This is a genomic window from Pseudomonas sp. DW-iso3, assembly GCF_058725305.1.
In genome coordinates, this window is the sequence record NZ_JBZXDZ010000006.1 from 579,941 (window position 1) to 605,229 (window position 25,289).

Consider the following 25,289-nt stretch of genomic DNA (forward strand, 5'->3'; position numbering starts at 1 on the left):
TCAAAAGTGACTCAACGCGCGGGCGATGCCGATGAAGGCCGGGCCGCCAAGCACAATCAGCAAAGCGGGGAACAGAAACACCATCATCACCACCGACATTTTGGCCGACATCTTCGAGATGTATTCCTGCAGGCGGGTCAGGCGGCGGTCGTCAAGCAACTGCTTGAGGGCCAGCAAGGACTTCATCGCGCCGCCGCCCTGGTGGATCAACTGCTGGAGGATGATGCAGGTGTCGGTGAACTCATCCACTTCCAGCAAACGGGCGGTCTTGCCCAGCTCTTCGCCAAGCTCCAGCCCGGAATCGACCCGTGCCAGGATCAAGCGTAATTCGTGTGTCAGCGCGGGAAGCAGGCGCTGGGCTTCGTTGCTCAGTACGCGCAGCGACTGTTCAACCGCCATGCCGGACTCGAACAGAATGCGCAGCAGTGGAATGAAGGTTGAGACCTCTTTGGCGATGGTCTGCTGGCGATGCTTGGCGGCAGCGGCCAGCACACGTTTTGGCAGCAGGTAGCCAATGCCCAAAGCAAACATCGAGGCAATCCATACCGGGGTTGCGTGGGGGAAGAGCAGTTGCTGGCCGAGGAGGGTCAGGCCCAGTGACACGATAGGCGTACCGATCTGGAAGGCTGCGAACAACGAGCGCTGACTGGCTTTGCGCCAACCGACCCGGTTGAGCAGGGTCTGCGTCTCGTTGTCCAGACTGACCGAGCGCTGTGCCAGGGCGCTGCCGCCCAGCTGGCGCATAAGGCTGCCGAGCCGGTCTTCGCCGGCCATCCGCCCCTGCAAGCGTTCCGCCACTCGCCGTTCGCGCCGGCGGTTCTCGAGCAATTGGCCCCCCACCAATACCGCAGCGGCGAGGAGCAACAAGGCGCAGGCCAGAAGTGCCATCTCAGACACTCCTCAGCATGCGCCACATGACAAAGGTGCCGCCCAGGTCCATGGCCAGCGCGCTGAACAGCATGATGCGCCCCGTGTCGTCGTTCCACATGGTCATCAAGTAGCTGGGGTTGACCATCATGAAGTAACCCACGATCAGCACTGGCAAGCCGCCCAACACATACGCGGTCATGCGCGTTTCGCCAGTCATGGCCTTGAGTTGACGGGCGCCCTGTTCCCGCTCGCGAATCATTTTGATCAGGTTTTCCAGCAACTCGCTGGCGTTACCGCCATAGCGGTGATTGACCTTCAGGCCAAGTGCGAACAGGCGGAATTCGTCCTGTTCGTAGAACTCGGCGAAATCGCTGACTGAATCGGGCAGGCTCACCCCCATGCGCACGTTGCGCTGCACTCGTCCCATGGCGTCCTTGAGGGGCGCTTCGACGCCCTCGATCCCCCCCAGTACGGAGTCGGCCAGGGTTCTGCCGGATTTGAGGCTACGGACGCTGTGGTCCAACAACTGCGGCAATTGCTCGACCATACGCTGCACGCGGCGCTGATAACGCCAACTGATGTACACGCGAAGTAGCAGGGGTGGCCCAACGATCATCGCGATCAGGCCCAGCCCGTCCGCGAGCAGCCAGCCCAGCAGCACGCCGACCACCCAGGCGCTCAGCCACAAGCCCAGGCGGTCCGTGGGTTTGCCCAGCCCGGCGCGCTGGAACATGTGCTCAAGGCCGGTCCAGGTGGTACTCGGTTCCTGGGTCTCGGGCTGGCCGTCGCCGAGCCGTTCCAGCACGCGGTCCGTCCGGGCCTTGCGCAGGCCATGGTGAAACTGCCAGAACGACAGGGCGATCAGCAGCAGGCAGATAAGCAACAACACCGGTCCTGTCATCCAACGCTCCCTATGACTGCAAGGTCGATTCGCGGCGCAGTTTGTCGCCGGCCGGGTTGAGGGCTTCGCGCAGGAAACCGAAGCCGGTGCGCCGGTCGAGGCGGAACAGGGTATTGGTGACATACACGTCATCGCGCACGCCCACGACTTCGACCACCTCGCTCACACAGCGACGGCCATCGGGCATGCGTGTCAGTTGGATGATCACGTCCAGCGCGGCGCAGATCATCTGGCGCAGGGTTTTCTCCGCAATCACCCGGCCAGTCAGCCCCACCAGGGTTTCCAGGCGCAGCAACGCATCCTGGGCATTGTTGGCGTGCACGGTGCTCATGGAACCGTCGTGGCCGGTGTTCATTGCGGTCATTACATCGAGCACCTCCACACCGCGGATCTCGCCCAGGATGATGCGATCGGGGCGCATCCGCAGGGCGTTGCGGATCAGGTCGCTGGAACGTACCTCACCGTGGCCTTCGGCATTCGGCGGGCGGGTCTCCAGGCGAACTACATGGGGATGACCCAACTGCAGTTCGGCCACGTCTTCGATGGTCACCAGGCGTTCGTGGGGGTTGATCAACTGACTGAGAATGTTCAGCAACGTGGTCTTGCCGGTGCCGGTGCCGCCGCTGATCAGGATATTGCAGCGCTTGCCCACGGCCTCCTGGAAGAACTCGAAGATGCTCTGATCGATGGTTTGCATGGCGACCAGGTCGGTGCTTTTGAGCATGTCCTTGCGGAATTTTCGAATCGACAGGCAGGGCCCATCCAGGGCAATCGGCGGGATGATCGCATTGACCCGGCTGCCGTCGGGCAAGCGCGCATCCACCATCGGCGAGGACTCGTCCAGGCGTCGGCCCAGCGGTGCGAGGATGCGCTGCATCACGCGTTCGACGTGATGATCGTCAATGAAACGCAAGTCACTCTGGTGCAGCAGGCCGTCACGTTCGATAAACACCCGGTGTGGGCCGTTGACCAGGATCTCGGTCACCGACGGGTCACGCAGCAACACCTCAAGCGGGCCGAAACCGGTGAGTTCATCGACGATTTCTTCGGCCAGGCGTTCCATCTCATAGCGCGAAATCGCCAGGCGCATGCGTGTGATGTACTCGGAGACCTTGTCGATGACAAATTGCGCCAGGGATTGGCGAGTGCCTTCGAGCAGGTTCTTGCCCGACTCCTCGATGGCGTCAATGATGTAGCGATGCAACACCAGTTTGAGGCCGTCGTTATCGGTGCTGCCGCTTGTGCTGCGGGCGGGGCCGCCAAATAATTTTTCGCCGTTCATTGTCCTGACCCCAGGAGGCGTTCAAACCAACGCATTGACGGTTTTGCAAGCCCCTCGGAACGTTTAGCCAGGAGCTCACCCAACGTGCGCACGGCTTGGGTCAGGGGTTCGCGTGGGGCCAGGGCAAACAGGGGCTGGCCCTGGTTTTTCACATTAAGGCGCAATTCCGCGCTCAGGGGCAGTACGGCGATGCACGCAAGACCGAAGCTTTTTTCCAGGGCTTCGATGTCCGGTGCGCAGGCTTTGATGTAGCGGTCCACCACCAGTTTGGCATGATCAAGCTTCATGCCTTTTTCGCGCCAGCGATTGAGCACTGCGAGGTTGCGCCGGCAGTCCAGGACGCTCTGGTCGGTGCACCACAGCAGTTTGTCGCAGTGGCTGACGAAGGTGCGCAACGCTTCGCTGTCGGGCTGCCCGGTAATGTTCACGACGATGTGCTGGAAATGTTGGCGCAGTGCGCTGAGCAGCATGAACAATTCGGCGGCGCTGGTCAGTTTGAGCGGTTCATCACCGGTGGCGTACGCCAGGATGCGCAAGCCGTCCAGCGCTGTGGTGAAGGCGCTGTTGATCAAGGTGGAATCGAGGCGGCGCAAATGCCTCAGCGCGTCGCCGAAATTGAACGTGCTTTCCAGGCCGAGCAGCGCCAGGCTGTCACTGCGTGGCAGGCCCAGGTCGAGCAGCAACGTTTGCTGCCCGCTTTTCTGCACCACCAAGGCCAGGTGCGTCGCCAGCATCGCTCCGTCGGCATTGCTCTGGGTGCCAAACAGCACGGTCAGGCCGCCCAGTTGCGCGCTGTGGGCGACGGCTGGCAAGCGCTTGCTTAGGCGTCGCACCAGGCCGGCCACTTCGCTTGAACGTGAGCCGTAGGCCACGAAGTCGCGGGCGCCGGCGCGCATGGCGTTCAGGACCAGCTGGTTATCCATGCCATCGCCCAGGGCAACCACGGCGAGCATCGGCTTGGCCTCCAGGGCACCTTCTATCAGTGCGCTCTGGGCCACGAGGTTCTCACGGTCCAGGCCCACGAATACCAGGTTGGCGAAGGTGACGTCGACCAGCGCGAGCAATTCGTCCAGGCTGCCGGTACCGGCGCTCACGACCTGGCCAAGGGGCGCCAGGGCGCCCTGCAGCCACTCCAGGTCAGTGGTGTTGCGGGTGATGGCGAGAAAGGTCTGGCTCAGGCTATCGCTCATTGGGAAAGTCCACTACGGCGGTCGAAATTGCCGTTTTCCAGGAAAAACAACCGGTACCAGTTCGGGTCGTAGCTGCGCAGTTTTTCGCCGGGCAAGGACGGCAGTTGGGCGTTGGCGGCCAATGGCTGTACCAGGTGCGGTGTGACGATCATCAACAGCTCTTTTTCTTCGCGGCTGATATTGGAGTCGCGGAAAAACGCCCCGAGGATCGGGATATCGCCCAGCCCTGGAAACTTGTTGATGGTGGAGCGGTTGTTGCTGCTGATCAGGCCGCTGATCACAAAGCTTTCACCATCGGCCAGGGACACGCTGGTGTCGGTACGGCGCACCGTCAGGGCCGGCACCTGGATGCCTTGGATCTGCACGGCGTTGCTGTAGTCCAGCTCGCTGACTTCGGGTGCGACCTTGAGGGAGATGCGGTTGCGGTCAATCACTGTCGGCGTCAGCGTCAGGCGAATGCCGAACTCCTTGTATTCGATGGAGATCGTGTCGCTGCCCGCGCTGGGCACCGGGATCGGCACCTCGCCGCCAGCCAGGAAGGAAGCACTCTGGCCGCTCATGGCCACCAGGCTGGGACGTGCCAGGGTATAGGCGAAACCACTGCGCTCCAGCGCGTTGATCATGGCTTTGACCCGACCGCCACCGAAACCGACGTTGAAGCCATCAGTGCTTACCGGCAGCTTGAAAACGCCTTCCGAAGGGGACAGCAGGTTGGGGCTGCCGAAGAAAAAGTTTGTGCCTGAGCCCAAAAGTCGGGTGCTGGCTTCCTTGAGCTTGGTACGGCTGACCTCGACAAAGCGAATATCGGTCTGCACCTGGCTGGGCAGCAGAGGGTCTTCCGACGGCGACAGCGACAGGCTGGTCAGCGCCGACGTGGCCTTGCCCTTGACGAACACCATGCTCTGGCGCGGTGAACGGGCGCAGGCGGTCCACACCAACAGGCTGGTGGCGCCGGACGAGACACCGGTCAGCAGGAAATTACGGTCGCCATTCACGCGCACATCGGCGATTTTTGGGTCGCCGATGGCCAGCCGGGTGATGGCCACGGGCGATTGCAGCTCTTGTTGCAGACCTTCTCCTACCTCGACCACGGCAGGCAACTGACCCAGGGCGCTGCAATTGCCTGGCGCCGCCAAGGCCACGCCGAACGGCAGGCTCGACAGCAGGAAGGCCCAGGCCATTTGCGTGAACACGGGTGCGTAGCGCTGGCTCATTCAAGGCATCCTTGTTCGATTACGGGGTGAGGGGAGCCGCCTGGGCACCGCGAATGACTTCAATGCCACGCCGAACGCCAGGCTCACTTGCGGCGGACGTGACTCGCTTGGGCGGCCCGGTCAGGGCCAGTTGCGTGAATTGGTAGAGGTCGCGGTTGGCGCTTTCCAGCCTTTGTGATGCGTCGCTTTCGCCGGCCCAGTAGCGGCTGAGCAGTTGCTCCTCGGCGCTGCGTACGGCCAGGCGCAACGTGCCTGCTTGGGCGGCGAGCATCAGGCGGCTCAATAGCGGCTCCGGCACCGCCAGCACCACGGTGCGCGCGGCGGCCCGACGTTGTGCTGCCTGGGCGCGTTCTTCGACCGTGGCCGGCGGTGGCACCGCGGGGGTGCCATCGTTGGCCAGGCCCAACTGGTCGCCAACGCTGAGCAGGCGCATCGCTGGAAGGACGATCTGGGCTGATTGTTCGGCGTTGCTGGCATCCTGGCGCAGGAACAGCAATACATCCACGTAGTCGCCGGGGGTCAATTGGCCTCCAGCGCCGCTCACCTCATCCACCGCCACGGCCAGGGCCCGCTCGTTCGGGCGAATCATGCGAGCGAGCGGACCGCCGCTGCTGAAGCTTTCTTCGGTGAGCCAAGTGCCCGCCCCCAAGGTGCGAAGGGGGATACGACCGATGGCTTGGTCAAGCTGGGACAGGCTGCCGGCGGGTACGGTGCGCAGTTTTTCTATGGCCAGGTCAGCGGCGGTCAGTGGCGTAAAGGCGGACACTTCGTGCACCAGCACCACCACCGGTTGGCGGGTCTGGTCTTCAACGGCAGCGACGGTGTTATCCACGGAAACGACAGGTGCAACGGGGGCGGCGACGGGCTCCGGTGCGCGGCTCAATACAAGCCCCCAGTACCCGGCGATCAATGCCCCAATCAGCAACAAGCCGGCCAGGACCATGCTGATGCGACTGTTCATGACGGCTCTCCCTTTCCCCGTTGCACTGCATGCCCGTTTAATCCAATCGGGTTAATCCGCAACCTGGCTGTAATGAACATCTAACGATTTGGCTATTTGAAGGTAGCTCAGCTAGGACAAAATGCCATTAACCCGGAAAAAAATTATCTGAACTGGAAGCGCAACCGTTTAAAGGCCGGGGTCATTGCGTCAACTTTGCGACTAATACTTTGTGATTAATCCGTTCTTACAGTTGTGAGCCCGAGGTTTGTTGACAATGCTCTAACGGCACGCCGCGATCATCTGGTACTAGAGCCGTTCCGGCTTTTAAAGGCGTTTTAGGGAGAAGTCTCATGTTCCTTGAGCTGATGTTGAAGATGTATGTCCAGACCCAACTCTTTTTTCAACGTAAAGATGGCGCGTCGGGTATTGAGTACGCGATTATCGTGGCAATGGTTGCACTGGTGATCGTGGGGGCCGGTACAGGGCTTGGAGATAAGATCAAGTCTATCTTCGATAGCGTCGCGACTAAAATGACGACGTGAACGCCCCTTTGTACATGTGGAAACTGCCTATCAAAGTTCTTTCTGTTCAGGTACAGCCATGAGCGCCTCTTCGCCTAACCGCCAGCAAATTCTTTTGGTGGACGACGAAGAGGACGCCCTGATCGAACTTGCCGAGTCCCTTGAAAATGAGGGGTTTGTCTGTTTTACCGCCACCTCCGTCACCTTCGCCCTGCAAGAATTGACACTCCACCCCGATATTGCCCTGGTCATCACCGACCTGCGTATGCCCGAAGAAAGCGGCATCTCCTTGATCAAACGCCTGCGTGAGCACACCTCACGTTCTCACCTGCCAGTGATTGTGATGTCCGGTCATGCCGAGATGGATGACGTGAGCGATATGCTGCGCTTGCAGGTGCTGGACTTGTTTCGCAAGCCGATCTACCTGGTGCGGTTGATTGATACGCTGAACAACCTGTTTCCCCTGCCGAAATCCAGGCTGTAGGCGCCAGGCCGGCGCCTACAGGGCGGGATCAGAGCTGATAACTGAAGCTCAACGTGTACCGTGGCCGCCGGTTGAAGCTGTCCAGCGCGATATCCGACATCGGCTTGGCCGCTTCCAGGGCGATGTTGTAGTACTTGTTGTCCCCGAAGCGCAGCCCTACGGCAGCCGATGACATATCGTTGCTCTTGACTGGCAGATCGTTGAACCAGCTCTTGGCGCGGTCGAACACGACATAGGGCTGCAGGATCCTCACCCAGTCGCCGGCGCGGTTGTAGCTGTAGTTGAACTCATAAGCCACCCCCCAACCCTTGTCACCGGAGCCTTGATCGTCAGGGTAGCCACGACCGAAGTTCTGCCCGCCGAACGTGGCGCGTTCGCTGTCGGGCAGGGTGTCATTGCTCCAGTAAAACGCGCCCGACAGTACGCCTTGCCAGTTATCGAAGAACTTGTCGCTTTGTACGCCGGACAGGCGCAGGCGGAAAAAGTCCAGGTCGGGCTTGAGCCCTTCAAAATCACTGTGGGTCCTGGCGCCCAGGCCATTTATTCCCTGATACAGGCCGGCGCTGAGGATACGCAGTTGGCGGGTGTCGGATTTGCGCCAGTCACCTTCGAACGCCAGGGCACGCAGGTTGGTTTCGATGTCGAAACGTTGGGGGTAACCCACGAGTTTGTAGCGTGTGGTCTGGTCCACTGCGTAGAGCCGCGTACCGAGGGTCAGCGACTCAGTCGGTGAGGCTACCAGCGGGTGGCTGAGGCCGATGGAGTAGCGATCGATGGACTGGTGCGGCTTTAGCTCGAAGCCGCCGTCCAGTTGCAGGTTGGCGTTGGGGTCGGCGCGGTAGCGTTCGGCGGCGAGCGCCAACTGGGTGCCTTCGGCATTGATGAACTGGCTGTAGCCCACGCGGTAGTAGTGCTCTTTATCTTCGCCAGGTGGGAACAGCCCGCTGATATTGAGCTGCTCGCCCATTGAGGTTTGGGAGTTGCTTGTGCCAGTGAGCAAGGCCTGCAGGCCACCGCGGTTGTCATCGGTCATGCTCATGCTGCTGGTGAAGGGCTTGCGGCTGGCGGTGATCTGCATGCGTGTGCCACCGTCGGTAGTGCCTGGCGGCGGTACTTGCGCTTGCAGGGTGACACCGGGGATACGGCCCATGAGCGTGGTGTAGCGCTCGAAGGTTTTGCGAGTCAGTGGGCGTTCGGCCAGGAGTTTATTGGCCAGTTTGTCGACGTAAGCCGAGACCGAGCCGATATCGCCACTTTGCTGGTAGTCCTTGATATAGCCTTCCACCAGCACCACGCGCACCAGGCCATTTTCGAAGTCTTGCTGGGGCAAGAATGCGTAGGACAACAGATAACCGTCTTGCTGGTAGCGACGTGTAATGCCACGGGTGGCTTCGATCAGTTGCGCCAGGTTGGTCTCATGGCCAATCAACGGTTCGTAGGCCTTGGCGGTCTCGGCGAGCGGGTAGACAGTGCCACCCTCGATCTGCAGCTTGCGAATCGTGACCTTGGTGTCCATCAACAGCGGCTGGCCCTGAGTGGGCGGAGCTTCGGGCACCTGGGTTTGCGGCGTGACCGGTCGATAGGCGTCGGCGGGGAGGTTGGGCACTGGCAAGTTGCGAATGGTGTCGTTGCTGTTGAGGAAGTTGGGAAGGGTCTCGGCCTGTGCGTAGGCACTGAGGGTAAGCACTAACATCGGCGTCAACACGCGCATAGGACACTCCATGGTCAACTGCAGCAGCGTTTCGGGCCCGCCGGGTTCTGGGACTCGGTTCGGGAGGGCATGATTCCAGCCCCATAAAAAAGACGAGAGACTTATTGGGGTCTCTCGTCTCAACCAAGCGTAGGCGCTGTAGGGGAGGCCGTCTAATCGGCCAGGTGCAATTCTATTTTTTGCCGGTCAGGCCGTTCAGTAAGCCGCCCAGCCCACTGCCGGTGTTGGTGTTTGCACTGCCACCCGCCGAGGCGTTGGCGCCTACGTTCAGGCCGCCAAGCAGGCCTCCACTGGTGCCGGTGCCGCCTGTGACCAACCCACCGACCGAGCCTACGGTGCTGCCCACCGCACTGACGGTGCCTCCGAGGGCATTGGTGATCGGGTTGGCGTTGGCGGCTGTCAGGTTGGCACCGATACCGCTGACGGCGCCGCCCACTTGTGTCACCAGACCGTTGACCGGCGCGCCGATGCCCGTGGTGGTTCCGATATTTTGCGTCAGGCTGGCGACGCCGGAGGTCACTGGGTTGAGGGCCGCACCGACCTGAGTGGCCAAGCCGGCAACGGGCGATGTGGCTGCCGTGTTGCTGATGCCATTGCCACCGATGACCGTGCCCAGGGAGGCAACAGTGCCGCCGAGGGCGCCACCGGTTACACCGGCGGCACTGACAGTGCCATTAGTGTTGCCGACATTCAGACCGTTACCGACGTTGGCGATCAGGCCGCCCACCAACTCGGGCAGGCCGGATTTCGCGCCGCCGCCCGCTGGGGCAACATAGCCGCCGGATTTGTCGAGCACGCCACCGACGCCGGTCAATGCGCCACCTACGATGTTGGTAACCGGATTGCCGGTGCCGCCCGCGCTGGCGACCTGGCCACCCAGGCCGGTCACCGTCGAGCCGACCTTATCCAGCAGGCCATTGACCGGGTTGCCAAGGCCGGTGGCCTTGCCGAGGTTGCCGGTGGTGTTTTCCACCAGCGAGACCACGGGCACCAACACTTTGCCGCCGACCGTGTTAGTGAGAGAACCCAGCGGTCCGGTGGTGCTGGCGGTGCTCAATGTATCGCCCAGCATGGTGACGGTCTGACCTACCTTGTCGACCAGGCCGCCGGCAGCACCGCCGACACCGCCGGTCAAGCCGCCCACCACTGGAATACCGCCCAGTGTGGTCGACAGGGATTTGCCGGTGGTCGAAAGGCCGTCACCCAGGTCGGCAACGCCGTTACCGACGCCCGCCACGGTGATGCCGAGGGAATTGCTGTTGGTGCCCAGGGAGCCCAGGCCGGCAGTCACGCCGGTACCAATGCTGGTGACGGCGTCGCCGGTAGCGGTGACGAGACCGCCAGCGGTGGTGCCGACGATGGGAACGTTGTTCAAGGTGTCGCCAAGGTCGCCAACCGCAGCACCCACATTACCGACAGTACCGCCCAGAGTGCCGACAATCTGGCCAGTCACCAGGGGAGTGGTTGTCGAGCCTGTGCCACCGCCTGTGCCGCCACCGGTGCCACCGCCTGTGCCGCCACCGGTGCCACCGCCGGTACCGCCACCAGTGCCTCCGCCAGTACCACCATCTGTGCCACCGCCAGTACCGCCACCAGTGCCACCACCGGTTCCACCATCACCGCCACCGGTGCCACCACCCGTTCCCGCACCCGCATCCGGTGAGGACGATGCCACGCTGGATTTATGCCCACCACCACCGCTGCTGCAGCCGCCGAGTGCCAGTGCTACTGCCAGGGCCAGCGCGGTACTTGCTTTCCAAAACACTACTTGAGTTTTCATGATTGAGTTCCTTGCACCTGTACAACCTTGGTTGTCTTCAAACACTCACTGCTTCTCGAGGTCGTGATGTGTTTGTCCGTGTGGCTATAACAGCCCCGGCGGTGCCTTCTCTCAATGCTCTACTTGGTATTAACGATTTATATACCGCAGCAGTGTATCGGCTAAGCGACTAATACCAAGGGCGTAAGGGGAGGATGTATCAAGATGTTTATTTATTAAAAAACAATAAGTTAAATAAAAAAGCGGACTTAAAAAAGTCCGCTAGTACTTAGGGTGTATATATACAATTAATCAGTTTATTTCAGGCGATCGGTTGCCAGTTGCCAACCATATGTTCAATACCGCCCGCGCCTTTTAACCACAACTCGCCGCTGGACCCGGCGGCGCTGGCCAATAACGTTACTTCTCCGGGCAGGCGCACGGGTTTTTTGAACTCAACGCTGATCTCGATATTGGCGGCGGGCAAGTGTTCGCCAAGGGCGGCGAGGGTGTGCGCCTTGTTCCACAGCCCGTGGGCGATGGCTTGGGGAAAACCGAACAGCTTGGCGGTCAAGGCGCTGAGGTGGATGGGGTTGTAGTCGCCGGAGACCCGGGCATAACGGCGGCCAATATCGGCGGGGGCCTTCCAGCGGGTCAGTTCGCTGACCTGAGTGGGGGCGGGCTGGGCGTCATCCTCGGGTTCACCTTGCAGTTTTACGCCTCGGCACAACATGCGGCTTTCGGCTTCCCATAGCAGGCCGAGTGAGTCCTCGACGGTGGTGATCAGATCAAAGGTCGCGCCCTTGGGGTGGGGCTTGAGGTTCTGCGTGTGGACACCGACGGACAATTCGCTCACCCCACCCAGCGGGCGATGAATGCGGATGCGGTTACTCAGGTGAATCAACCCCAGCAGTGGGAACGGAAAGTCTTTGTCCGTCAGCAACTGCATCTGCAATCCGAACGCCATGATATGGGGATACGTCGCCGGCAAGACCGGGCTGTCGGAAAAACCGCAGACCTTGCGATACGCCGCCACGTGCTTGGGATTGATGCTCACCCGACAGCGCAATCCCTGTTCGGGCAACGTGCTGCCGGTGATCTTGCGTTTGAGCGCTGCGCGCCAATACAGCGGCGGCAGAAAGGGAGTAGTGCCTAGCGTCTTCCATTGCATGCTTATGCTCCCAAGAGGCTTTGCCCACACACCCGCAACGCTTGCCCGCTGACCGCTCCGGAACCCGGTTGGCCCAGCCAGGCCACGGCCTCTGCGACGTCTTGCGGCAGGCCGCCCTGGCCCAACGAACTCATGCGCCGCCCGGCCTCACGCAACGCGAAGGGGATATGCGCGGTCATCTGGGTTTCGATAAAACCGGGGGCCACGGCGTTGATACTGATACCGCGTTCCTTGAGCAACGGTGCCCACGCTTGTGCGAGGCCGATCAACCCGGCCTTGCTCGCGGCGTAATTGGTCTGCCCACGGTTGCCGGCGATGCCGCTGATCGACGCCAGCAACACCACGCGGGCGTTGTCATGCAGGGTGCCGCTGTCGAGCAGCGCCTTGGTCAGCACCTGTGGCGCATTGAGGTTGACCGCCAGCACCGCGTCCCAGTATTCCGGCGTCATGTTGGCCAAGGTTTTGTCACGGGTGATCCCGGCGTTGTGCACCAGAATGTCGAGGCCATCGGGCAACTGTTCGATCAATTGGCTGGGAGCGTCTTCAGCACAGATATCCAGCGCGACGGTGCGTGCACCCAGGCGCGCGGCCAGGGCTTCGAGGTCGGCCTTGGCCTGGGGCACGTCGAGCAGGATCACTTCGGCACCGTCGCGGGCCAGCGTTTCAGCGATGGACGCGCCAATGCCTCGGGCGGCGCCGGTGACCAGTGCCTTGCGCCCGGCCAGTGGCCGCGTCCAATCCTCAACCGGAGTGGCGCACGCTTGCAGGCGAATCACTTGGCCGGAGATATACGCACTTTTCGGCGAGAGAAAAAAGCGCAGCGCGCCTTCCAGTTGGTCTTCGGCACCGTCGCCGACGGAGAGCAATTGCAACACGCCGCCATTGCGCAGTTCCTTGGCCAGCGAGCGGCTGAAACCTTCAAGAGCGCGCTGGGCGCTAGCGGCAAACGGGTCGCTGAGGGTTTCCGGCACGCGACCGAGGATCACCAGATGGGCGCTGTTATCGAGATTTTTCAGCAGCGGCTGGAAGAACTCGCGCAGTTGTTTAAGTTGGTCTGTGTGTTGCAAATGGCTGGCGTCGAACACCACGGCTTTCAGCTTGGGGCCGTGGCCGGGAATCCACGTCGACGTCTCGCTGCCGTACGTGTAAATGGCGTCGGTGAGTCTGTTGGCAAATGCCTGCACATGGCTCACCAGCGCACCGCCGCCCAGCAGCAGCGCACCTTCCACCGGACGCAGGCGCCCGGCTTGCCAGCGTTCCAGGCGTACCGGTGACGGCAGGCCAATGGCGGCGACCAGGCGATGGCCGAGGCTTGAGTTGGCGAAGTCGATATAACGGTCAGACATGGAACGCTCTCCGAAGGCTGGGGTTCAAAGGGTTGACCACCCCAGGGTGGCAGTCGTTCGATTGAGCCTAGGCTAGGCTTGGTGATTCCACCCACAACCATCAGGGAGCTTTCCATGACTCAATTGCGCCGTGTAGCGATCATTGGCGGTAATCGCATTCCTTTCGCCCGCTCCAACGGCCCCTATGCCACGGCGAGCAACCAGGCGATGCTGACAGCTGCCCTGGAAGGCCTGATCGAACGCTACAACCTGCACGGCCTGCGCATGGGCGAGGTGGCTGCCGGCGCGGTGCTCAAGCATTCCCGTGACTTCAACCTGACCCGCGAATGTGTGCTCGGCTCGCGCCTGTCGCCGCAGACCCCGGCCTATGACATTCAACAGGCGTGTGGCACGGGGCTGGAAGCGGCGTTGCTGGTGGCCAATAAAATCGCCCTGGGCCAGATCGAGTGCGGGATTGCGGGTGGAGTGGACACCACCTCCGACGCACCCATCGGTGTGAATGAAGGCCTGCGCAAGATCCTGCTGCAAGCCAACCGCAGCAAATCCATGGCAGCCAAATTAAAAGTCCTGTTACAACTTCGTCCTCATCATCTCAAGCCGGAACTGCCGCGCAACGGCGAACCCCGCACCGGCTTGTCCATGGGCCAGCACTGTGAATTGATGGCACAGACCTGGCAGATTCCCCGTGCCGAGCAGGACCAGCTGGCGCTGGAAAGCCACCAGAAAATGGCCGCCGCCTACGCCGAAGGCTGGCACAACGATTTACTTACCCCGTTTCTGGGCCTGACCCGCGACAACAACCTGCGGCCCGACCTGACCCTGGAAAAACTCGCCGCCCTCAAGCCTGCCTTCGAACGCAGCGACAAGGGCACGCTCACTGCCGGCAACTCCACGCCGCTCACCGATGGCGCCTCGCTGGTACTGCTGGGCAGTGAGGCCTGGGCCCAGGAGCGTGGTTTGCCGATCCTGGCGTATCTGCGCGATGGCGAAGCGGCGGCAGTCGACTTCGTCAACGGCGCCGAAGGCTTGCTGATGGCGCCGGTGTACGCGGTACCGCGCTTACTGGCGAGGAATGGTCTGACGCTGCAGGACTTCGATTACTACGAAATCCACGAAGCGTTCGCTGCCCAAGTGTTGTGCACGCTCAAGGCCTGGGAAGATGCGGACTATTGCAAGACGCGTCTGGGACTTGACGCGCCCCTGGGCGCCATCGACCGTAGTCGACTCAATGTGAAAGGCAGCTCCCTGGCCGCCGGGCACCCATTTGCCGCCACAGGTGGACGTATCGTCGCCAATCTGGCCAAGTTGCTCGACGCGGCAGGCAAGGGCCGAGGGCTGATTTCCATCTGTGCAGCGGGCGGGCAAGGGGTGACGGCGATCATTGAGCGCTGAAACTGGCATATTGGATGCATTCTTAAGTGATCAACGGTCGGTAGCCCCTCCCACCGGCGAGCTGATTGCCGTATAACGAGTGCCATACGCGTATTTGGTAATAAAGGACCCACAATAAAAGCTGATGAAGACTCCTAAACGCATTGAACCCCTGATCGAAGACGGTCTGGTCGACGAAGTGCTGCGCCCACTCATGAGTGGTAAAGAAGCAGCTGTTTATGTGGTGCGCTGCGGCAACGAATTGCGTTGCGCCAAGGTTTACAAGGAGGCGAACAAACGAAGTTTTCGTCAAGCGTCCGAATACCAGGAGGGCCGTAAGGTCCGTAACAGCCGGCAGGCCCGGGCCATGGCCAAGGGGTCCAAGTTCGGCAAGAAAGAAACCGAAGATGCCTGGCAGAACGCCGAAGTCGCGGCGTTGTTCCGCCTGGCCGGTGCGGGCGTTCGCGTGCCCCAGCCGTTCGACTTCCTCGAAGGCGTATTGCTGATGGAATTGGTGGCCGACGAGTACGGCGATGCGGCACCGCGTCTGAACGACGTGGTACTGGAGCCGGACCAGGCGCGCGAATACCACGCCTTCCTGATTTCCCAGATCGTGCTGATGCTGTGTACCGGTCTGGTGCACGGTGACCTGTCCGAGTTCAACGTGCTGCTCACGCCAACCGGTCCGGTGATTATCGACCTGCCCCAGGCGGTAGATGCTGCGGGTAATAACCACGCTTTCAGCATGCTGGAACGGGATGTGGGCAACATGGCTTCCTACTTCGGGCGCTTTGCTCCGGAGTTGAAGAAGACCAAGTACGCCAAGGAAATGTGGGCGCTGTACGAAGCCGGGACCCTGCACCCGGCCAGTGTATTGACCGGCGAGTTCGATGAGCCTGAAGAGCTGGCGGATGTCGGCGGTGTGATTCGTGAAATCGAAGCGGCGCGGCTGGATGAAGAGCGTCGCCAGGCGATTCGGGCGGAGGATGATGCGCCGCAGAGCAAGAAGGCGGAAGAACCGCCACCGCCTTGGATGCAATGATCTTTGGGTAGTTGAAGCGCAAAAATGCGGGAGCGGGCGTGCTCGCGAAAGCGGAGTGTCAGTCGATACGTGTGCTAACTGATCCACCGCTTTCGCGAGCACGCCCGCTCCCACATTGGGTTCGCCGGTATTCAGATAGATTCCATCAGGCGCAGCAGCTACCGGACGCCAACTCCTTGAGAATCGGACAATCCGGCCGATGATCGCCCTGGCAGTGCTCCACCAGGTCCTGCAAAGTGTCGCGCAGTTGCCCCAGTTCCAGAATCTTCTGGTTCAGCTCCTCGATATGCTGGCGTGCCAAGGCCTTCACATCGGCGCTGGCCCGTTGCCGGTCCTGCCACAGGGTCAGCAGCTTGCCCACCTCTTCCAATGAAAACCCCAGATCCCGCGAGCGCTTGATAAACGCCAGGGTGTGCAAGTCATCCTGGCCGTACACGCGGTAGCCACTGTCGGTGCGATGGGCGGCTTTGAGCAGGCCGATGGATTCGTAGTAACGAATCATCTTGGCACTCAACCCACTCTGGCGTGCGGCTTGGCCGATGTTCATGGGCGTTGATCCTCCAGGTGCTCCGGTTTCCAAGTCTTCAACAGTAACGCATTGCTCACCACGCTGACGCTGGACAAGGCCATCGCCGCGCCGGCCAGCACCGGGTTGAGCAGGCCGAACGCCGCCAGGGGGATGCCGATCAGGTTATACACAAAGGCCCAGAACAGGTTTTGGCGGATCTTTGCGTAGGTCTTGCGGCTGATCTCCAGCGCGGCCGGCACCAGGCGCGGATCGCCGCGCATCAGGGTGATACCGGCGGCGTGCATGGCCACGTCGGTGCCGCCGCCCATGGCGATGCCGATGTCGGCAGCGGCCAGGGCCGGGGCATCGTTGATGCCGTCACCGACCATGGCCACCACGCCGGTCTTTTTCAGCTCCGTGACAGTGGCGGCTTTGTCGGCGGGCAATACTTCGGCGTGCACGTCTTCGATACCCAACGCCTCGCCCACCACGCGGGCACTGCCGCGATTGTCACCGGTAAGCAGGTGGCTGCTGATGCGCTGGGCCTTGAGTTGCTGCACCGCTTCCAGCGCACCGGGTTTGAGGGTATCGCCAAACGCGAACAGCCCAAGCACTCGGGGTTGTGCGCCTTGCTCGATCAGCCAGGACAAGGTGCGGCCTTCTGCCTCCCAAGCCTTGGCGAAGTCGGCCAGATTGCCTGCGCTCAAGCCGCTTTCTTCCAGCAGGCGACGATTGCCCAAGGCCAATTGCCGGCCATCCAGCGTGCCGGCAATGCCGCGCCCGGTCAGGGATTGGCTGGCCGTCACGTCGGCCACTGCCAGACCTTGTTCGTTGCAGGCATCCAACACGGCCTTTGCCAACGGGTGTTCGCTGCCGCGTTGCAACGCCCCGGCCTGTTGCAGCAACAAGGCCTCGTTGCCATCCACTGCCGTCAGGTGGGCGATCTTCGGCGCGCCGGAGGTGAGGGTGCCGGTCTTGTCGAAGACCACGGCGCTCACTTCATGGGCGCGTTCCAGGGCTTCGGCGTCTTTGATCAGGATGCCGTGGCGCGCGGCAACGCCTGTACCGGCCATGATCGCGGTGGGTGTAGCAAGGCCCAGGGCGCAAGGGCAGGCGATCACCAGCACGGCGACGGCATTGATGATCGCGGTCTCGAGGGGCGCGCCATACAGCCACCAGCCCGCCAATGTCACCAATGCCAGCACCAACACGGCTGGGACGAACACCTGGCTGACTTTATCCACCAGTTTCTGGATCGGGGCCTTGGCGGCCTGGGCGTCTTCAACCAGGCGGATGATCCGCGCCAACACGCTCTCAGCGCCGAGGGCCAGGGTGCGTACCAGCAGGCGGCCTTCGCCATTGATGGCGCCGCCGGTGACGTTATCGCCGGGTTGTTTGGGGACGGGCAGGCTTTCGCCGCTGATCAAGGCTTCGTCCGCATGGCTTTGTCCTTCGACCACTTCACCGTCTACCGGGAAGCGTTCGCCGGGCTTTACCAGCACGAGATCATTGAGTTTCAGGGCATTGATGGCGACATCTTCTTCACGGCCTTCAATCACCCGAACCGCCCGCTCCGGACGCAGGGCTTCCAGGGCGCGGATAGCGCTGGCGGTCTGGCGCTTGGCGCGGCTCTCCAGGTATTTACCCAGCAGCACCAGGGCGATCACGACCGCGGAGGCTTCGAAGTACAGGTGCGGTGCCATGCCGGGGTGCGCGGTGAGCCATTCATAAATACTCAGGCCGTAACCGGCACTGGTGCCGATGGCCACCAGCAGGTCCATGTTGCCGGCACCGGCACGCACGGCTTTCCAGGCGGCAATATAGAAGCGTGCGCCGAAGATGAATTGCACGGGGGTTGCCAGGGCAAACTGTGCCCAGGCGGGCAGCATCCAGTGCAGGCCGAACGGCTCCACCAGCATCGGCAGCACCAGCGGCAATGCCAGCAGGATCGCCAGCAGCAGCGACCAACGCTCGCGTTGCAGGCGCTGGGCTTGATTCGCGTCGGTGGCCTTTTCGCTCTGGGGGAGGGTGGCGGTGTAGCCGGCTTTGTCGACGGCGGCGATCAGCACGCCCGGGTCCATCTGGCCGAGCACTTCAACCTGGGCGCGTTCGTTGGCCAGGTTGACGCTGACGCTTTGCACCCCCGGCACCTTGCCCAGTGCACGCTCGACCCGGCCGGCACAGCTGGCGCAGGTCATGCCGCTGATGGGCAGGTCAAAGGTGGTGGATCCATTCATGGGGCAGTCCTCCAAGAGAAGTTGCCCCTAGGATCAACCTTGACCTATGGGGAAGGTCAAGCGCCTTTAATATTCCAATGCGGCGGGCTTGAGATACATGCCATCCGAGCCTTGGGCAATACGCAGTTTGCGTACATCCCCGGCCTTGAGCGTAATGTTCTGCGCCGGCGGCGCCAGCATCCCCGGCAGGCAGCCAGGCGATTGGCCCGGCAGCAGCTTCAGGCGCAAGGACAGGTTTCCCGCCGGCAGGTTGAACGAAGTGGCCTGTTCCTGGAACAGCCGGCCTGCCAGCTGGTCATTCAGGTACAGGCCGATTTCGCAGTTGGTCGGCACTTCCAGGCGTTCCCTGGAAATGATCAGCACCGCATAGTCTTCTGCGGCGAGGGCTTGGGGCGCAGCGGCCGACAAGCTCATCAGGCCAGCAAGGGCAAAAAACGACCAGCGCATGGCGAATGCTCCGTGGTGTGAATCAAAGATGGGTGAAGCTTGGCCTTTGAAGCGGCCAAATACCAGCCCGGCAGATGTTTTCAGAACTTGACCTTGCCATCGTGGCAAGGTCGAGACTGGGTCCAACCTCATCAAAGGAGTCATGTCATGCAAGTATTCAGCGTTGAAGGAATGACCTGCGGCCATTGCGTTCGAGCGGTGACCCAGGCAGTGCAGAGCCAGGATCCGGCGGCCAGTGTGAAAGTCGACCTGGCGGCAAAGGAGGTGGGCGTCGAAAGCCGTTTGTCTGCCGAACAAGTGATCCAGGCGATCACCGAAGAGGGCTACAGCGTCAAGCTTGCCTGACGCGGATAAATAGTTAGCGAGCTATCGTGTTCAATGCGCCCAAGCGCGGCTAGACTATCGGGCTGCCGTCTCACTTGGGTGCCCGATGAACCTCCGCATAATTCTGATTCTGGGTGCCTTGAGCGCCTTCGCGCCATTGGCGATCGATTTTTACCTGCCCGGCTTTCCGGCCATGGCCAAGGCCTTCGCGACCGATGAAAAACACATCCAGCTGACCCTGGCGGTGTATTTCGGTGGGCTGGCCCTCGGTCAGTTGATCTATGGCCCACTGGCTGACCGCTTTGGCCGCCGCGGCCCGCTGCTCAGTGGTGTCACCCTGTTTACCCTTGCGTCCTTTGCCTGCGCCTTTGCGCCGTCCCTGGAATGGCTGATCGGCGCGCGTTTTGTGCAGGCCCTCGGTGGCTGCGCCGGTATGGTGATTTCCCGCGCGGTGGTCAGTGACAAATGCGATGCGGTTGGCTCGGCCAAAGTGTTTTCCCAGTTGATGCTGGTCACCGGCCTGGCGCCGATCCTCGCACCGCTGGCCGGCGGGCTGATGGTTGGGCTGTGGGGCTGGCAGTCGATTTTCCTGGCGCTGTCGATCTTCAGCGTGATGGCGGCCATCGCCGTGGCGGTCGGGCTGCCGGAAACCTTTCCGGCCCATCAGCCGCGTCAGCCGTTGTCCGGGTCGCTGCGTCGCTATGCGGCGTTGTTGTCGGACCGGGTCTACCTGGGCTATGCCCTCACCGGCGGTATCTCGATTGCCGGGATGTTTGCCTACATCGCCGGTTCACCTTTCGTCTTCATCCAGCTCTACGGCGTGCCGGCTGAGCATTACGGCTGGCTGTTCGGTTCCAATGCCGCAGGCTTTATCCTGGTGGCGCAGGTCAACGCGCGGTTGCTGTCCAAACGCGGCCCGGCGTTCCTGTTGTCGCGCAGTGTGTGGGTCTACCTGTTGGCGGCGTTGAGCTTGCTCGGTATTGCATCGTTGCGCACCGATGCGCTGTGGCCATTGCTGGTACCGCTGTTTATCTGCATTGCCAGCCTGGGCTGCATTTTGCCGAATACCTCGGCCTGTGCCATGAGTGGGCAGGGCGCACGGGCCGGTAGCGCCTCGGCGTTGCTCGGTTGCATTCAGTTTGGCGTCGCGGCGGGGGCGGCGTCGTTGGTTGGGGTTTTGCACGACGGCACGGCGATGCCGATGGCGATGGTCATCAGCTTGTGCGGTGTGTTGGCGGTGACGATTGCGATGTCTACCCAGCGCCTGCAACGTAAACGGGCGTTGCAGGCTCAGGTCTGAACAGCGGGTCAGCCAGCGGCGGAGCGTTGCTGACTGTTCGGAAAACGGTGGGGCGCCTGGATACGGGCTTGCAGGGTGTCGGCAAAGGCACGGGCTTCGGCCTCGGTGCGGAAGGTGAAAGCGTCTTGGTCGAGACGGACCTGCCATTTATTGCCTGCGGATTTTGCTAACGCTTTTATCAGGATTTTCATTGCTGACTTCCTCACGTAAAAGAATCGTGGCAAAGGCGGCCAATATAAACCCGAATACGCTCACAAATATGACAAAGGTCAACTCTCTGACTAGCGGTGTCGTCCATTACTCACATGAATAATGGACGACCCTGACAGCTAGTTGTTCAGAAGCCTTCCAGCACGATCTTGCCCTTGGCCTTGCCGCTTTCCAGCAGCGCATGGGCACGCCGCAGGTTCGCGGCATTGATCGCACCGAAGTGCTCACCCACCGTGGTTTTCAGGGTGCCGGCGTCGATCAGTTCGGCCACTCGGTTGAGCAGGTTGTGCTGTTCGATCATGTCCGGGGTCTCGAACATCGAGCGCGTGTACATGAATTCCCAATGCAGCGACAGGCTCTTGCGCTTGAGCTTGCTGACGTCCAGCGTCTTGGGATCGTCAATCAGCGCCAGCTTGCCCTGGGGCTGCAGGGCTTCGACCAACTGGTCCAGGTGATGATCTGTCTGGGTCAAGCTGGCGACGTGGGTCACCTGCGGATGGCCGGCGGCTTTCAGCGCATCGCTCAGCGGTTGGCTGTGGTCGATCACCAGGTCGGCGCCGAGGGCCTTGGTCCACTCTTGTGTTTCCGGACGCGAAGCGGTGCCGATCACTTTCAACCCGGTGAGTTGGCTGGCCAGTTGAGTCAGGATCGACCCCACGCCACCGGCGGCACCGACGATCAACAGGCTCTGGCCGTTGTCCTGTTGACCTTCCTGCACTTGCAGGCGTTCGAACAGCAATTCCCAGGCGGTGATGGCGGTCAGCGGCAACGCGGCAGCTTCGGCAAAACCCAGGCTTTTCGGCATATGCCCGACGATGCGCTCATCCACGGTATGCAGTTCGCTGTTGCCGCCCGGACGCACCAGGGAACCGGCGTAAAACACGTTGTCACCCGCCTTGAACAGCGTCACGTCGCTGCCGACGGCCTTGACCACACCGGCCACGTCCCAACCCAGTACCTTGGCCGCACCCTTTTCCGGGGCGACGTTCTGGCGAACCTTGGTGTCCACCGGGTTGACCGAGATGGCTTTGACTTCCACCAACAGGTCACGCGGGCCGGCGACAGGCGCTGGCAGTTCGATGTCTTGCAGGGCATTTGGATCGTTGATCGGCAGTGAGGCGTAGTAGGCAATGGCTTTCATGATGTCTCCAGAAAACAAGGTTAACCGACTGTAGGCGCGAGCTTGCTCGCGAAACACTCAAGGGCGCCGCGTTAAACCAGACACGCTGCGTTTTCGTTGACGATTTTCGCGAGCAAGCTCGCGCCTACAGAAAAATGGTGATGATCAGGCGAGAAATTTCAGACGCTTGAGTTCGAAGTGTTCGATCACATCAGCGGCTTTAGCGCGAAAGCTCTGGATATGCGCGCTCTGGTCGTGGTCGGCCAACGCCGCGTCGTCGCTCCAGCGCTCGAGCATGTAGAACGTTTCGGGGTGTTGCAGATCCTGGTGCAGGTCGTACTGCTCGCAACCGGCTTCCAGGCGAGTGGGTTCCAACAGGCCGCGCAGCAAGGTTTCCAGGGTGGCCTGTTGGCCGGGTTTGGCGATCAGCGTGGCGATGACGTTAAAGGCAGTGGGCATATTCAATTCCAGACACGTGATGAACGGGATGCGTAGATGATTGGCTATTTCCCGCGCAGATAAAAGCGGCTAAAACAGCAGTCTGTTTCAACAAAATTTTGATAATGGACAGTAATGCATGCTGCGTTTTGATGATTTGCAGTTGTTCGTACGTGCGGCAGACCTGGGTAGCCTGTCGGCTGCGGCACGGGTGATGGACCTGTCGCCAGCGGTGGCGAGTGCGGCGCTCAAGCGTATCGAACAGCAACTGAATACGCGTTTGCTGGCACGCTCCACTCGCAGCCTGCGCCTGACCGCTGAAGGTGAAGGCTTCCTGGAATATGCCCGTGCTGCCTTGAGCTCGCTGGATGAAGGGCGACGCTTATTGGCCAGCGGGCAGGACCATGTCAGTGGTGTGCTGCAATTGTCGGCCCCGTCGGATTTCGGGCGCAATCAGCTGTTGCCCTGGCTGGATGAATTCCAGCGTGACTACCCGCAACTCACGGTACGGCTATTGTTGGGCGATCGGATTGCCGATCTGTTCCGTCAGCCGGTGGATATCGCCCTGCGCTATGGTGAACCTGAAGACTCCAGCCTTATCGCGCTGCCCGTCGCCCCGGACAATGTGCGTGTGTTGTGTGCCTCTCCCGGCTATCTCGCACGTTATGGTGAGCCCCGGCATCTGGGACAACTGGCCCAGCACAATTGCCTGCTGTATATGCTCGGCAGCCGGGTCCACGATCACTGGACCTTTCACGACGGCAAGCGTGAAGTCAGCCTGACGGTTACCGGCGACCGGTTCAGTGACGATGCCGATGTGGTCCGCCGCTGGGCGGTGGCGGGTGTCGGCATTGCCTACAAGTCGTGGCTGGATGTGAGTACCGACGTGTTGGCCGGGCGCTTGCGCCTTATCCTGCCGGAGCTGCGTGGCGAGCGCACGCCGCTCAATCTGCTGTGTGCCCATCGGGCGCAATTGAGCAAACCCGTTAACTTGTTGCGGGAAATGCTCGTGTCCCGCTGTGCGACATTGACCGCCCAATTGCCAGAGCGATCCGGTGCAACGTAACGGACTCCATCAAAGCAGGAAATTTCACTCAGATCTTGTCCCTCTCTACGCTGTCAGACGCCGTGGAACCGGCGGTTTGCGCCCCTATACTTTGGGGCCTACTTCAGCAGAAAAATAAATCGACAGGGAGTGAAAAGATGGAAGCTGCACTTTGCATCAGTCAGATCGCCAGCTTGCTCGCCGAACCCAAACGTACCGCCATGTTGTGGGCCTTGATGGATGGCTCGGCCAAATCACCCGTCGAGTTGGCGACGCTTGCCGGGTTGTCACCGACATCCGCCAACGCGCATCTGGCGCGACTGACGGCAAGTGGTGTGTTGCGAGTGGAAGCCAGGCGTGGCAAGCGTTTGTTCCGTGTTGCGGCGCCTGATGTCAGCGCCGCTATTGATGCCTTGGCCAGGACCACCATGGCGTGCGCCGCACGCAGAGCGCCGGAGGCACTACCGCCAGCGCTGGTTGCTCCGGCGTTGTTACGCCATGCGCGGTTGTGCCATGGCCACCTCGGCGGCGAATTGGGCGCGCAGTTGTATCAGCATCTGCTGGAAGAGGGTTGGATAGAACGTCATGAGCAGCGTGCCGATGTCACGGTCAAGGGCGCGCAGCGCCTGGCAAACCTGGGGATTTTTACCCAGGCCCTGGCGTCGCCGCTGGTGTGTAATTGTTTTGACTGGAGCCAGCACCAACCTCATCTGGGCGGCGCGTTGGGCGGGGGGTTATTGCAACTGTTTCTGCAGTCGAACTGGATCAGTGTGATCAATGAGTCCCAGGCTTTACGGGTCAACGCCGTAGGACACAGGGAAATCACCCGATTGGCCATGTCTGCGTGACATCGCCAATCGTTATTGACTCAGTTATGGCTTTACAAGCCGCGCATCCAGGCTGTTCTGCGCCAGGCGTTTGGCCTGGTCCTGGGTCATGCCCAACGCGGTGTGCAGCGCATGGAAGTTCTCGGTCACATAACCGCCGAAGTACGCCGGGTCATCGGAGTTCACCGTGACCTTCACGCCACGCTCGAGCATGTCGAGGATGTTGTGCTGGGCCATGTCATCGAACACGCACAGCTTGGTGTTGGACAGCGGGCACACGGTCAGCGGGATCTGCTCGTCGATGATGCGCTGCATCAGGCGTTCGTCTTCGATGGCGCGAACGCCATGGTCGATACGCTGGATTTTCAGCAGGTCGATGGCCTCCCAGATGTACTCGGGCGGGCCTTCTTCGCCGGCGTGGGCCACGGTGAGGAAGCCTTCGTGGCGAGCACGATCGAACACGCGCTGGAACTTGCTCGGCGGGTGACCCATTTCCGAGCTGTCCAGGCCCACGGCCACGAACGCGTCACGGAACGGCAAGGCCTGGTCCAGGGTTTTTTCCGCTTCGGCTTCGCTGAGGTGGCGCAGGAAGCTGAGGATCAAGCCGCTGGTGATACCCAGTTGCTGCTCGCCATCTTTCAGCGCAGCGGCGATGCCGTTGAGCACCACTTCGAACGGAATGCCACGGTCGGTGTGGGTCTGTGGATCGAAGAAGGGTTCGGTGTGGATCACGTTCTGCTCTTTGCAGCGCAGCAGGTAGGCCCAGGTCAGGTCGTAGAAGTCCTGGGAGGTGCGCAGCACATCGGCGCCCTTGTAATACAGGTCGAGAAACTCTTGCAGGTTATTGAAGGCGTACGCCTTGCGCAGGGTTTCGACGTCGTTCCACGGCAGCGCAATCTTGTTGCGCTCGGCCAGGGCGAACAACAGCTCAGGCTCCAGCGAGCCTTCCAGGTGCAGGTGCAGTTCAGCCTTGGGCAGGGCGTTGAGCCAATCGTACATTTTCTAAAATCTCATCAGGTGCAATGGCG

General features: G+C 61.3%; 25 protein-coding genes. 8 read left to right on the forward strand and 17 right to left on the reverse strand.

Annotated elements, in window-relative coordinates:
• From AC4PS7_RS20465 to cpaB, 6 genes are read right to left on the reverse strand one after another with little or no spacing between them, the layout of a single operon-like run.
• Positions 1-888: a type II secretion system F family protein gene (locus AC4PS7_RS20465; protein WP_010213450.1), complete on the reverse strand. Its 888-nt coding sequence runs from the start codon at positions 886-888 to the stop codon at positions 1-3.
• A 1-nt stretch (position 889) separates the two neighbouring features.
• Entirely contained in the window at positions 890-1,771 is an 882-nt protein-coding gene (locus AC4PS7_RS20470; RefSeq protein WP_010213449.1) for a type II secretion system F family protein, read from the reverse strand.
• A gap of 10 nt (positions 1,772-1,781) precedes the next feature.
• Positions 1,782-3,053, reverse strand: a complete 1,272-nt coding sequence (locus tag AC4PS7_RS20475) for a TadA family conjugal transfer-associated ATPase (protein ID WP_021493204.1) — start codon at positions 3,051-3,053, stop codon at positions 1,782-1,784.
• Complete coding sequence (locus AC4PS7_RS20480; protein WP_010213447.1) at positions 3,050-4,243, reverse strand: CpaE/TadZ family protein; 1,194 nt, start codon at positions 4,241-4,243, stop codon at positions 3,050-3,052. Before AC4PS7_RS20480 ends, AC4PS7_RS20475 begins: the two co-directional genes overlap by 4 nt.
• Positions 4,240-5,457 carry a type II and III secretion system protein family protein gene (locus AC4PS7_RS20485; protein WP_021493203.1) on the reverse strand — a complete coding sequence of 406 codons (1,218 nt, stop codon included), beginning with the start codon at positions 5,455-5,457 and terminating at the stop codon, positions 4,240-4,242. The genes AC4PS7_RS20480 and AC4PS7_RS20485 overlap by 4 nt, the downstream gene beginning before the upstream one ends.
• Before the next feature lie 19 nt (positions 5,458-5,476).
• On the reverse strand, positions 5,477-6,418 hold the full coding sequence (gene cpaB / locus AC4PS7_RS20490) for a Flp pilus assembly protein CpaB (RefSeq protein WP_021493202.1): 942 nt from the start codon (positions 6,416-6,418) through the stop codon (positions 5,477-5,479).
• 332 nt (positions 6,419-6,750) lie between these two features.
• Between cpaB and AC4PS7_RS20495 the strand changes: the two genes are divergently transcribed.
• Both AC4PS7_RS20495 and AC4PS7_RS20500 read left to right on the forward strand, forming a co-directional pair.
• Entirely contained in the window at positions 6,751-6,942 is a 192-nt protein-coding gene (locus AC4PS7_RS20495) for a Flp family type IVb pilin (RefSeq protein WP_010213444.1), read from the forward strand.
• Between the two features lie 58 nt (positions 6,943-7,000).
• A complete protein-coding gene (locus AC4PS7_RS20500) occupies positions 7,001-7,405 on the forward strand; it encodes a response regulator (RefSeq protein ID WP_010213443.1) in 405 nt (134 codons plus the stop codon).
• Between the two features lie 28 nt (positions 7,406-7,433).
• Here the strand turns inward: AC4PS7_RS20500 and AC4PS7_RS20505 are convergent, their stop codons facing one another.
• The 4 genes from AC4PS7_RS20505 to AC4PS7_RS20520 all read right to left on the reverse strand — a co-directional run bounded on the left by AC4PS7_RS20505 (position 7,434) and on the right by AC4PS7_RS20520 (position 13,392).
• Complete coding sequence (locus tag AC4PS7_RS20505; protein WP_010213441.1) at positions 7,434-9,116, reverse strand: ShlB/FhaC/HecB family hemolysin secretion/activation protein; 1,683 nt, start codon at positions 9,114-9,116, stop codon at positions 7,434-7,436.
• Between the two features lie 172 nt (positions 9,117-9,288).
• Positions 9,289-10,896 (reverse strand): collagen-like triple helix repeat-containing protein, encoded by a 1,608-nt coding sequence (locus AC4PS7_RS20510; RefSeq protein WP_492179720.1) that lies wholly within the window; start codon positions 10,894-10,896, stop codon positions 9,289-9,291.
• A gap of 301 nt (positions 10,897-11,197) precedes the next feature.
• Complete coding sequence (locus AC4PS7_RS20515) at positions 11,198-12,046, reverse strand: MaoC family dehydratase (protein WP_010213436.1); 849 nt, start codon at positions 12,044-12,046, stop codon at positions 11,198-11,200.
• 2 nt (positions 12,047-12,048) lie between these two features.
• Entirely contained in the window at positions 12,049-13,392 is a 1,344-nt protein-coding gene (locus AC4PS7_RS20520; protein ID WP_021493198.1) for a 3-oxoacyl-ACP reductase, read from the reverse strand.
• Between the two features lie 114 nt (positions 13,393-13,506).
• On the opposite strand from AC4PS7_RS20520, the gene AC4PS7_RS20525 reads away from it, so the two are divergent.
• Positions 13,507-14,784 carry an acetyl-CoA C-acetyltransferase gene (locus AC4PS7_RS20525; RefSeq protein ID WP_042570901.1) on the forward strand — a complete coding sequence of 426 codons (1,278 nt, stop codon included), beginning with the start codon at positions 13,507-13,509 and terminating at the stop codon, positions 14,782-14,784.
• A gap of 124 nt (positions 14,785-14,908) precedes the next feature.
• On the forward strand, positions 14,909-15,805 hold the full coding sequence (locus tag AC4PS7_RS20530) for a PA4780 family RIO1-like protein kinase (protein ID WP_010213433.1): 897 nt from the start codon (positions 14,909-14,911) through the stop codon (positions 15,803-15,805).
• A 145-nt stretch (positions 15,806-15,950) separates the two neighbouring features.
• Here AC4PS7_RS20530 and cueR read toward each other — a convergent pair whose 3' ends face one another.
• The 3 genes from cueR to AC4PS7_RS20545 all read right to left on the reverse strand — a co-directional run bounded on the left by cueR (position 15,951) and on the right by AC4PS7_RS20545 (position 18,997).
• On the reverse strand, positions 15,951-16,352 hold the full coding sequence (gene cueR / locus AC4PS7_RS20535; RefSeq protein ID WP_010213432.1) for a Cu(I)-responsive transcriptional regulator: 402 nt from the start codon (positions 16,350-16,352) through the stop codon (positions 15,951-15,953).
• Entirely contained in the window at positions 16,349-18,550 is a 2,202-nt protein-coding gene (locus AC4PS7_RS20540; protein ID WP_492179721.1) for a heavy metal translocating P-type ATPase, read from the reverse strand. The genes cueR and AC4PS7_RS20540 overlap by 4 nt, the downstream gene beginning before the upstream one ends.
• 66 nt (positions 18,551-18,616) lie before the next feature.
• Entirely contained in the window at positions 18,617-18,997 is a 381-nt protein-coding gene (locus AC4PS7_RS20545) for a hypothetical protein (protein WP_010213428.1), read from the reverse strand.
• A gap of 147 nt (positions 18,998-19,144) precedes the next feature.
• On the opposite strand from AC4PS7_RS20545, the gene AC4PS7_RS20550 reads away from it, so the two are divergent.
• Together AC4PS7_RS20550 and AC4PS7_RS20555 are read left to right on the forward strand one after the other, a co-directional pair.
• Positions 19,145-19,342, forward strand: coding sequence for a heavy-metal-associated domain-containing protein (locus AC4PS7_RS20550; protein ID WP_010213427.1), 198 nt, complete (start codon positions 19,145-19,147; stop codon positions 19,340-19,342).
• A gap of 85 nt (positions 19,343-19,427) precedes the next feature.
• Positions 19,428-20,621 carry a multidrug effflux MFS transporter gene (locus tag AC4PS7_RS20555; protein ID WP_010213426.1) on the forward strand — a complete coding sequence of 398 codons (1,194 nt, stop codon included), beginning with the start codon at positions 19,428-19,430 and terminating at the stop codon, positions 20,619-20,621.
• Between the two features lie 8 nt (positions 20,622-20,629).
• Here AC4PS7_RS20555 and AC4PS7_RS20560 read toward each other — a convergent pair whose 3' ends face one another.
• The 3 genes from AC4PS7_RS20560 to AC4PS7_RS20570 all read right to left on the reverse strand — a co-directional run bounded on the left by AC4PS7_RS20560 (position 20,630) and on the right by AC4PS7_RS20570 (position 22,410).
• Positions 20,630-20,812, reverse strand: coding sequence for a hypothetical protein (locus tag AC4PS7_RS20560; RefSeq protein WP_010213424.1), 183 nt, complete (start codon positions 20,810-20,812; stop codon positions 20,630-20,632).
• 146 nt (positions 20,813-20,958) lie between these two features.
• The gene (locus AC4PS7_RS20565; protein ID WP_010213422.1) at positions 20,959-21,972 is read right to left on the reverse strand and encodes a zinc-binding alcohol dehydrogenase family protein; all 1,014 of its coding nucleotides are present in this window, start codon (positions 21,970-21,972) and stop codon (positions 20,959-20,961) included.
• A 144-nt stretch (positions 21,973-22,116) separates the two neighbouring features.
• Positions 22,117-22,410 carry a putative quinol monooxygenase gene (locus AC4PS7_RS20570; protein WP_010213420.1) on the reverse strand — a complete coding sequence of 98 codons (294 nt, stop codon included), beginning with the start codon at positions 22,408-22,410 and terminating at the stop codon, positions 22,117-22,119.
• Positions 22,411-22,528: 118 nt separating this feature from the next.
• Here AC4PS7_RS20570 and vimR point away from each other — a divergent pair, with 118 nt between their 5' ends.
• Both vimR and AC4PS7_RS20580 read left to right on the forward strand, forming a co-directional pair.
• Entirely contained in the window at positions 22,529-23,455 is a 927-nt protein-coding gene (vimR, locus tag AC4PS7_RS20575; protein ID WP_042570904.1) for a transcription regulator VimR, read from the forward strand.
• Positions 23,456-23,592: 137 nt separating this feature from the next.
• Positions 23,593-24,282, forward strand: a complete 690-nt coding sequence (locus AC4PS7_RS20580; protein WP_010213418.1) for an ArsR/SmtB family transcription factor — start codon at positions 23,593-23,595, stop codon at positions 24,280-24,282.
• Positions 24,283-24,306: 24 nt separating this feature from the next.
• On the opposite strand, the gene AC4PS7_RS20585 is transcribed toward AC4PS7_RS20580, so the two are convergent.
• Positions 24,307-25,260 carry an adenosine deaminase gene (locus tag AC4PS7_RS20585; RefSeq protein WP_021493192.1) on the reverse strand — a complete coding sequence of 318 codons (954 nt, stop codon included), beginning with the start codon at positions 25,258-25,260 and terminating at the stop codon, positions 24,307-24,309.
• Positions 25,261-25,289: the final 29 nt, after the last annotated feature.

Coding starts and splice junctions, on each gene's coding strand:
- AC4PS7_RS20550 (WP_010213427.1), top strand. CDS start 19,145: ATGCAAGTATTCAGCGTTGAAGGAATGACCTGCGGCCATTGCGTTCGA.
- AC4PS7_RS20545 (WP_010213428.1), bottom strand. CDS start 18,997: ATGCGCTGGTCGTTTTTTGCCCTTGCTGGCCTGATGAGCTTGTCGGCC.
- AC4PS7_RS20510 (WP_492179720.1), bottom strand. CDS start 10,896: ATGAAAACTCAAGTAGTGTTTTGGAAAGCAAGTACCGCGCTGGCCCTG.
- cueR (WP_010213432.1), bottom strand. CDS start 16,352: ATGAACATCGGCCAAGCCGCACGCCAGAGTGGGTTGAGTGCCAAGATG.
- AC4PS7_RS20475 (WP_021493204.1), bottom strand. CDS start 3,053: ATGAACGGCGAAAAATTATTTGGCGGCCCCGCCCGCAGCACAAGCGGC.
- AC4PS7_RS20480 (WP_010213447.1), bottom strand. CDS start 4,243: ATGAGCGATAGCCTGAGCCAGACCTTTCTCGCCATCACCCGCAACACC.
- AC4PS7_RS20585 (WP_021493192.1), bottom strand. CDS start 25,260: ATGTACGATTGGCTCAACGCCCTGCCCAAGGCTGAACTGCACCTGCAC.
- AC4PS7_RS20560 (WP_010213424.1), bottom strand. CDS start 20,812: ATGAAAATCCTGATAAAAGCGTTAGCAAAATCCGCAGGCAATAAATGG.
- AC4PS7_RS20485 (WP_021493203.1), bottom strand. CDS start 5,457: ATGAGCCAGCGCTACGCACCCGTGTTCACGCAAATGGCCTGGGCCTTC.
- AC4PS7_RS20580 (WP_010213418.1), top strand. CDS start 23,593: ATGGAAGCTGCACTTTGCATCAGTCAGATCGCCAGCTTGCTCGCCGAA.
- AC4PS7_RS20555 (WP_010213426.1), top strand. CDS start 19,428: ATGAACCTCCGCATAATTCTGATTCTGGGTGCCTTGAGCGCCTTCGCG.
- AC4PS7_RS20565 (WP_010213422.1), bottom strand. CDS start 21,972: ATGAAAGCCATTGCCTACTACGCCTCACTGCCGATCAACGATCCAAAT.
- AC4PS7_RS20530 (WP_010213433.1), top strand. CDS start 14,909: ATGAAGACTCCTAAACGCATTGAACCCCTGATCGAAGACGGTCTGGTC.
- AC4PS7_RS20515 (WP_010213436.1), bottom strand. CDS start 12,046: ATGCAATGGAAGACGCTAGGCACTACTCCCTTTCTGCCGCCGCTGTAT.
- cpaB (WP_021493202.1), bottom strand. CDS start 6,418: ATGAACAGTCGCATCAGCATGGTCCTGGCCGGCTTGTTGCTGATTGGG.
- AC4PS7_RS20470 (WP_010213449.1), bottom strand. CDS start 1,771: ATGACAGGACCGGTGTTGTTGCTTATCTGCCTGCTGCTGATCGCCCTG.
- vimR (WP_042570904.1), top strand. CDS start 22,529: ATGCTGCGTTTTGATGATTTGCAGTTGTTCGTACGTGCGGCAGACCTG.
- AC4PS7_RS20505 (WP_010213441.1), bottom strand. CDS start 9,116: ATGCGCGTGTTGACGCCGATGTTAGTGCTTACCCTCAGTGCCTACGCA.
- AC4PS7_RS20500 (WP_010213443.1), top strand. CDS start 7,001: ATGAGCGCCTCTTCGCCTAACCGCCAGCAAATTCTTTTGGTGGACGAC.
- AC4PS7_RS20540 (WP_492179721.1), bottom strand. CDS start 18,550: ATGAATGGATCCACCACCTTTGACCTGCCCATCAGCGGCATGACCTGC.
- AC4PS7_RS20495 (WP_010213444.1), top strand. CDS start 6,751: ATGTTCCTTGAGCTGATGTTGAAGATGTATGTCCAGACCCAACTCTTT.
- AC4PS7_RS20465 (WP_010213450.1), bottom strand. CDS start 888: ATGGCACTTCTGGCCTGCGCCTTGTTGCTCCTCGCCGCTGCGGTATTG.
- AC4PS7_RS20525 (WP_042570901.1), top strand. CDS start 13,507: ATGACTCAATTGCGCCGTGTAGCGATCATTGGCGGTAATCGCATTCCT.
- AC4PS7_RS20570 (WP_010213420.1), bottom strand. CDS start 22,410: ATGCCCACTGCCTTTAACGTCATCGCCACGCTGATCGCCAAACCCGGC.
- AC4PS7_RS20520 (WP_021493198.1), bottom strand. CDS start 13,392: ATGTCTGACCGTTATATCGACTTCGCCAACTCAAGCCTCGGCCATCGC.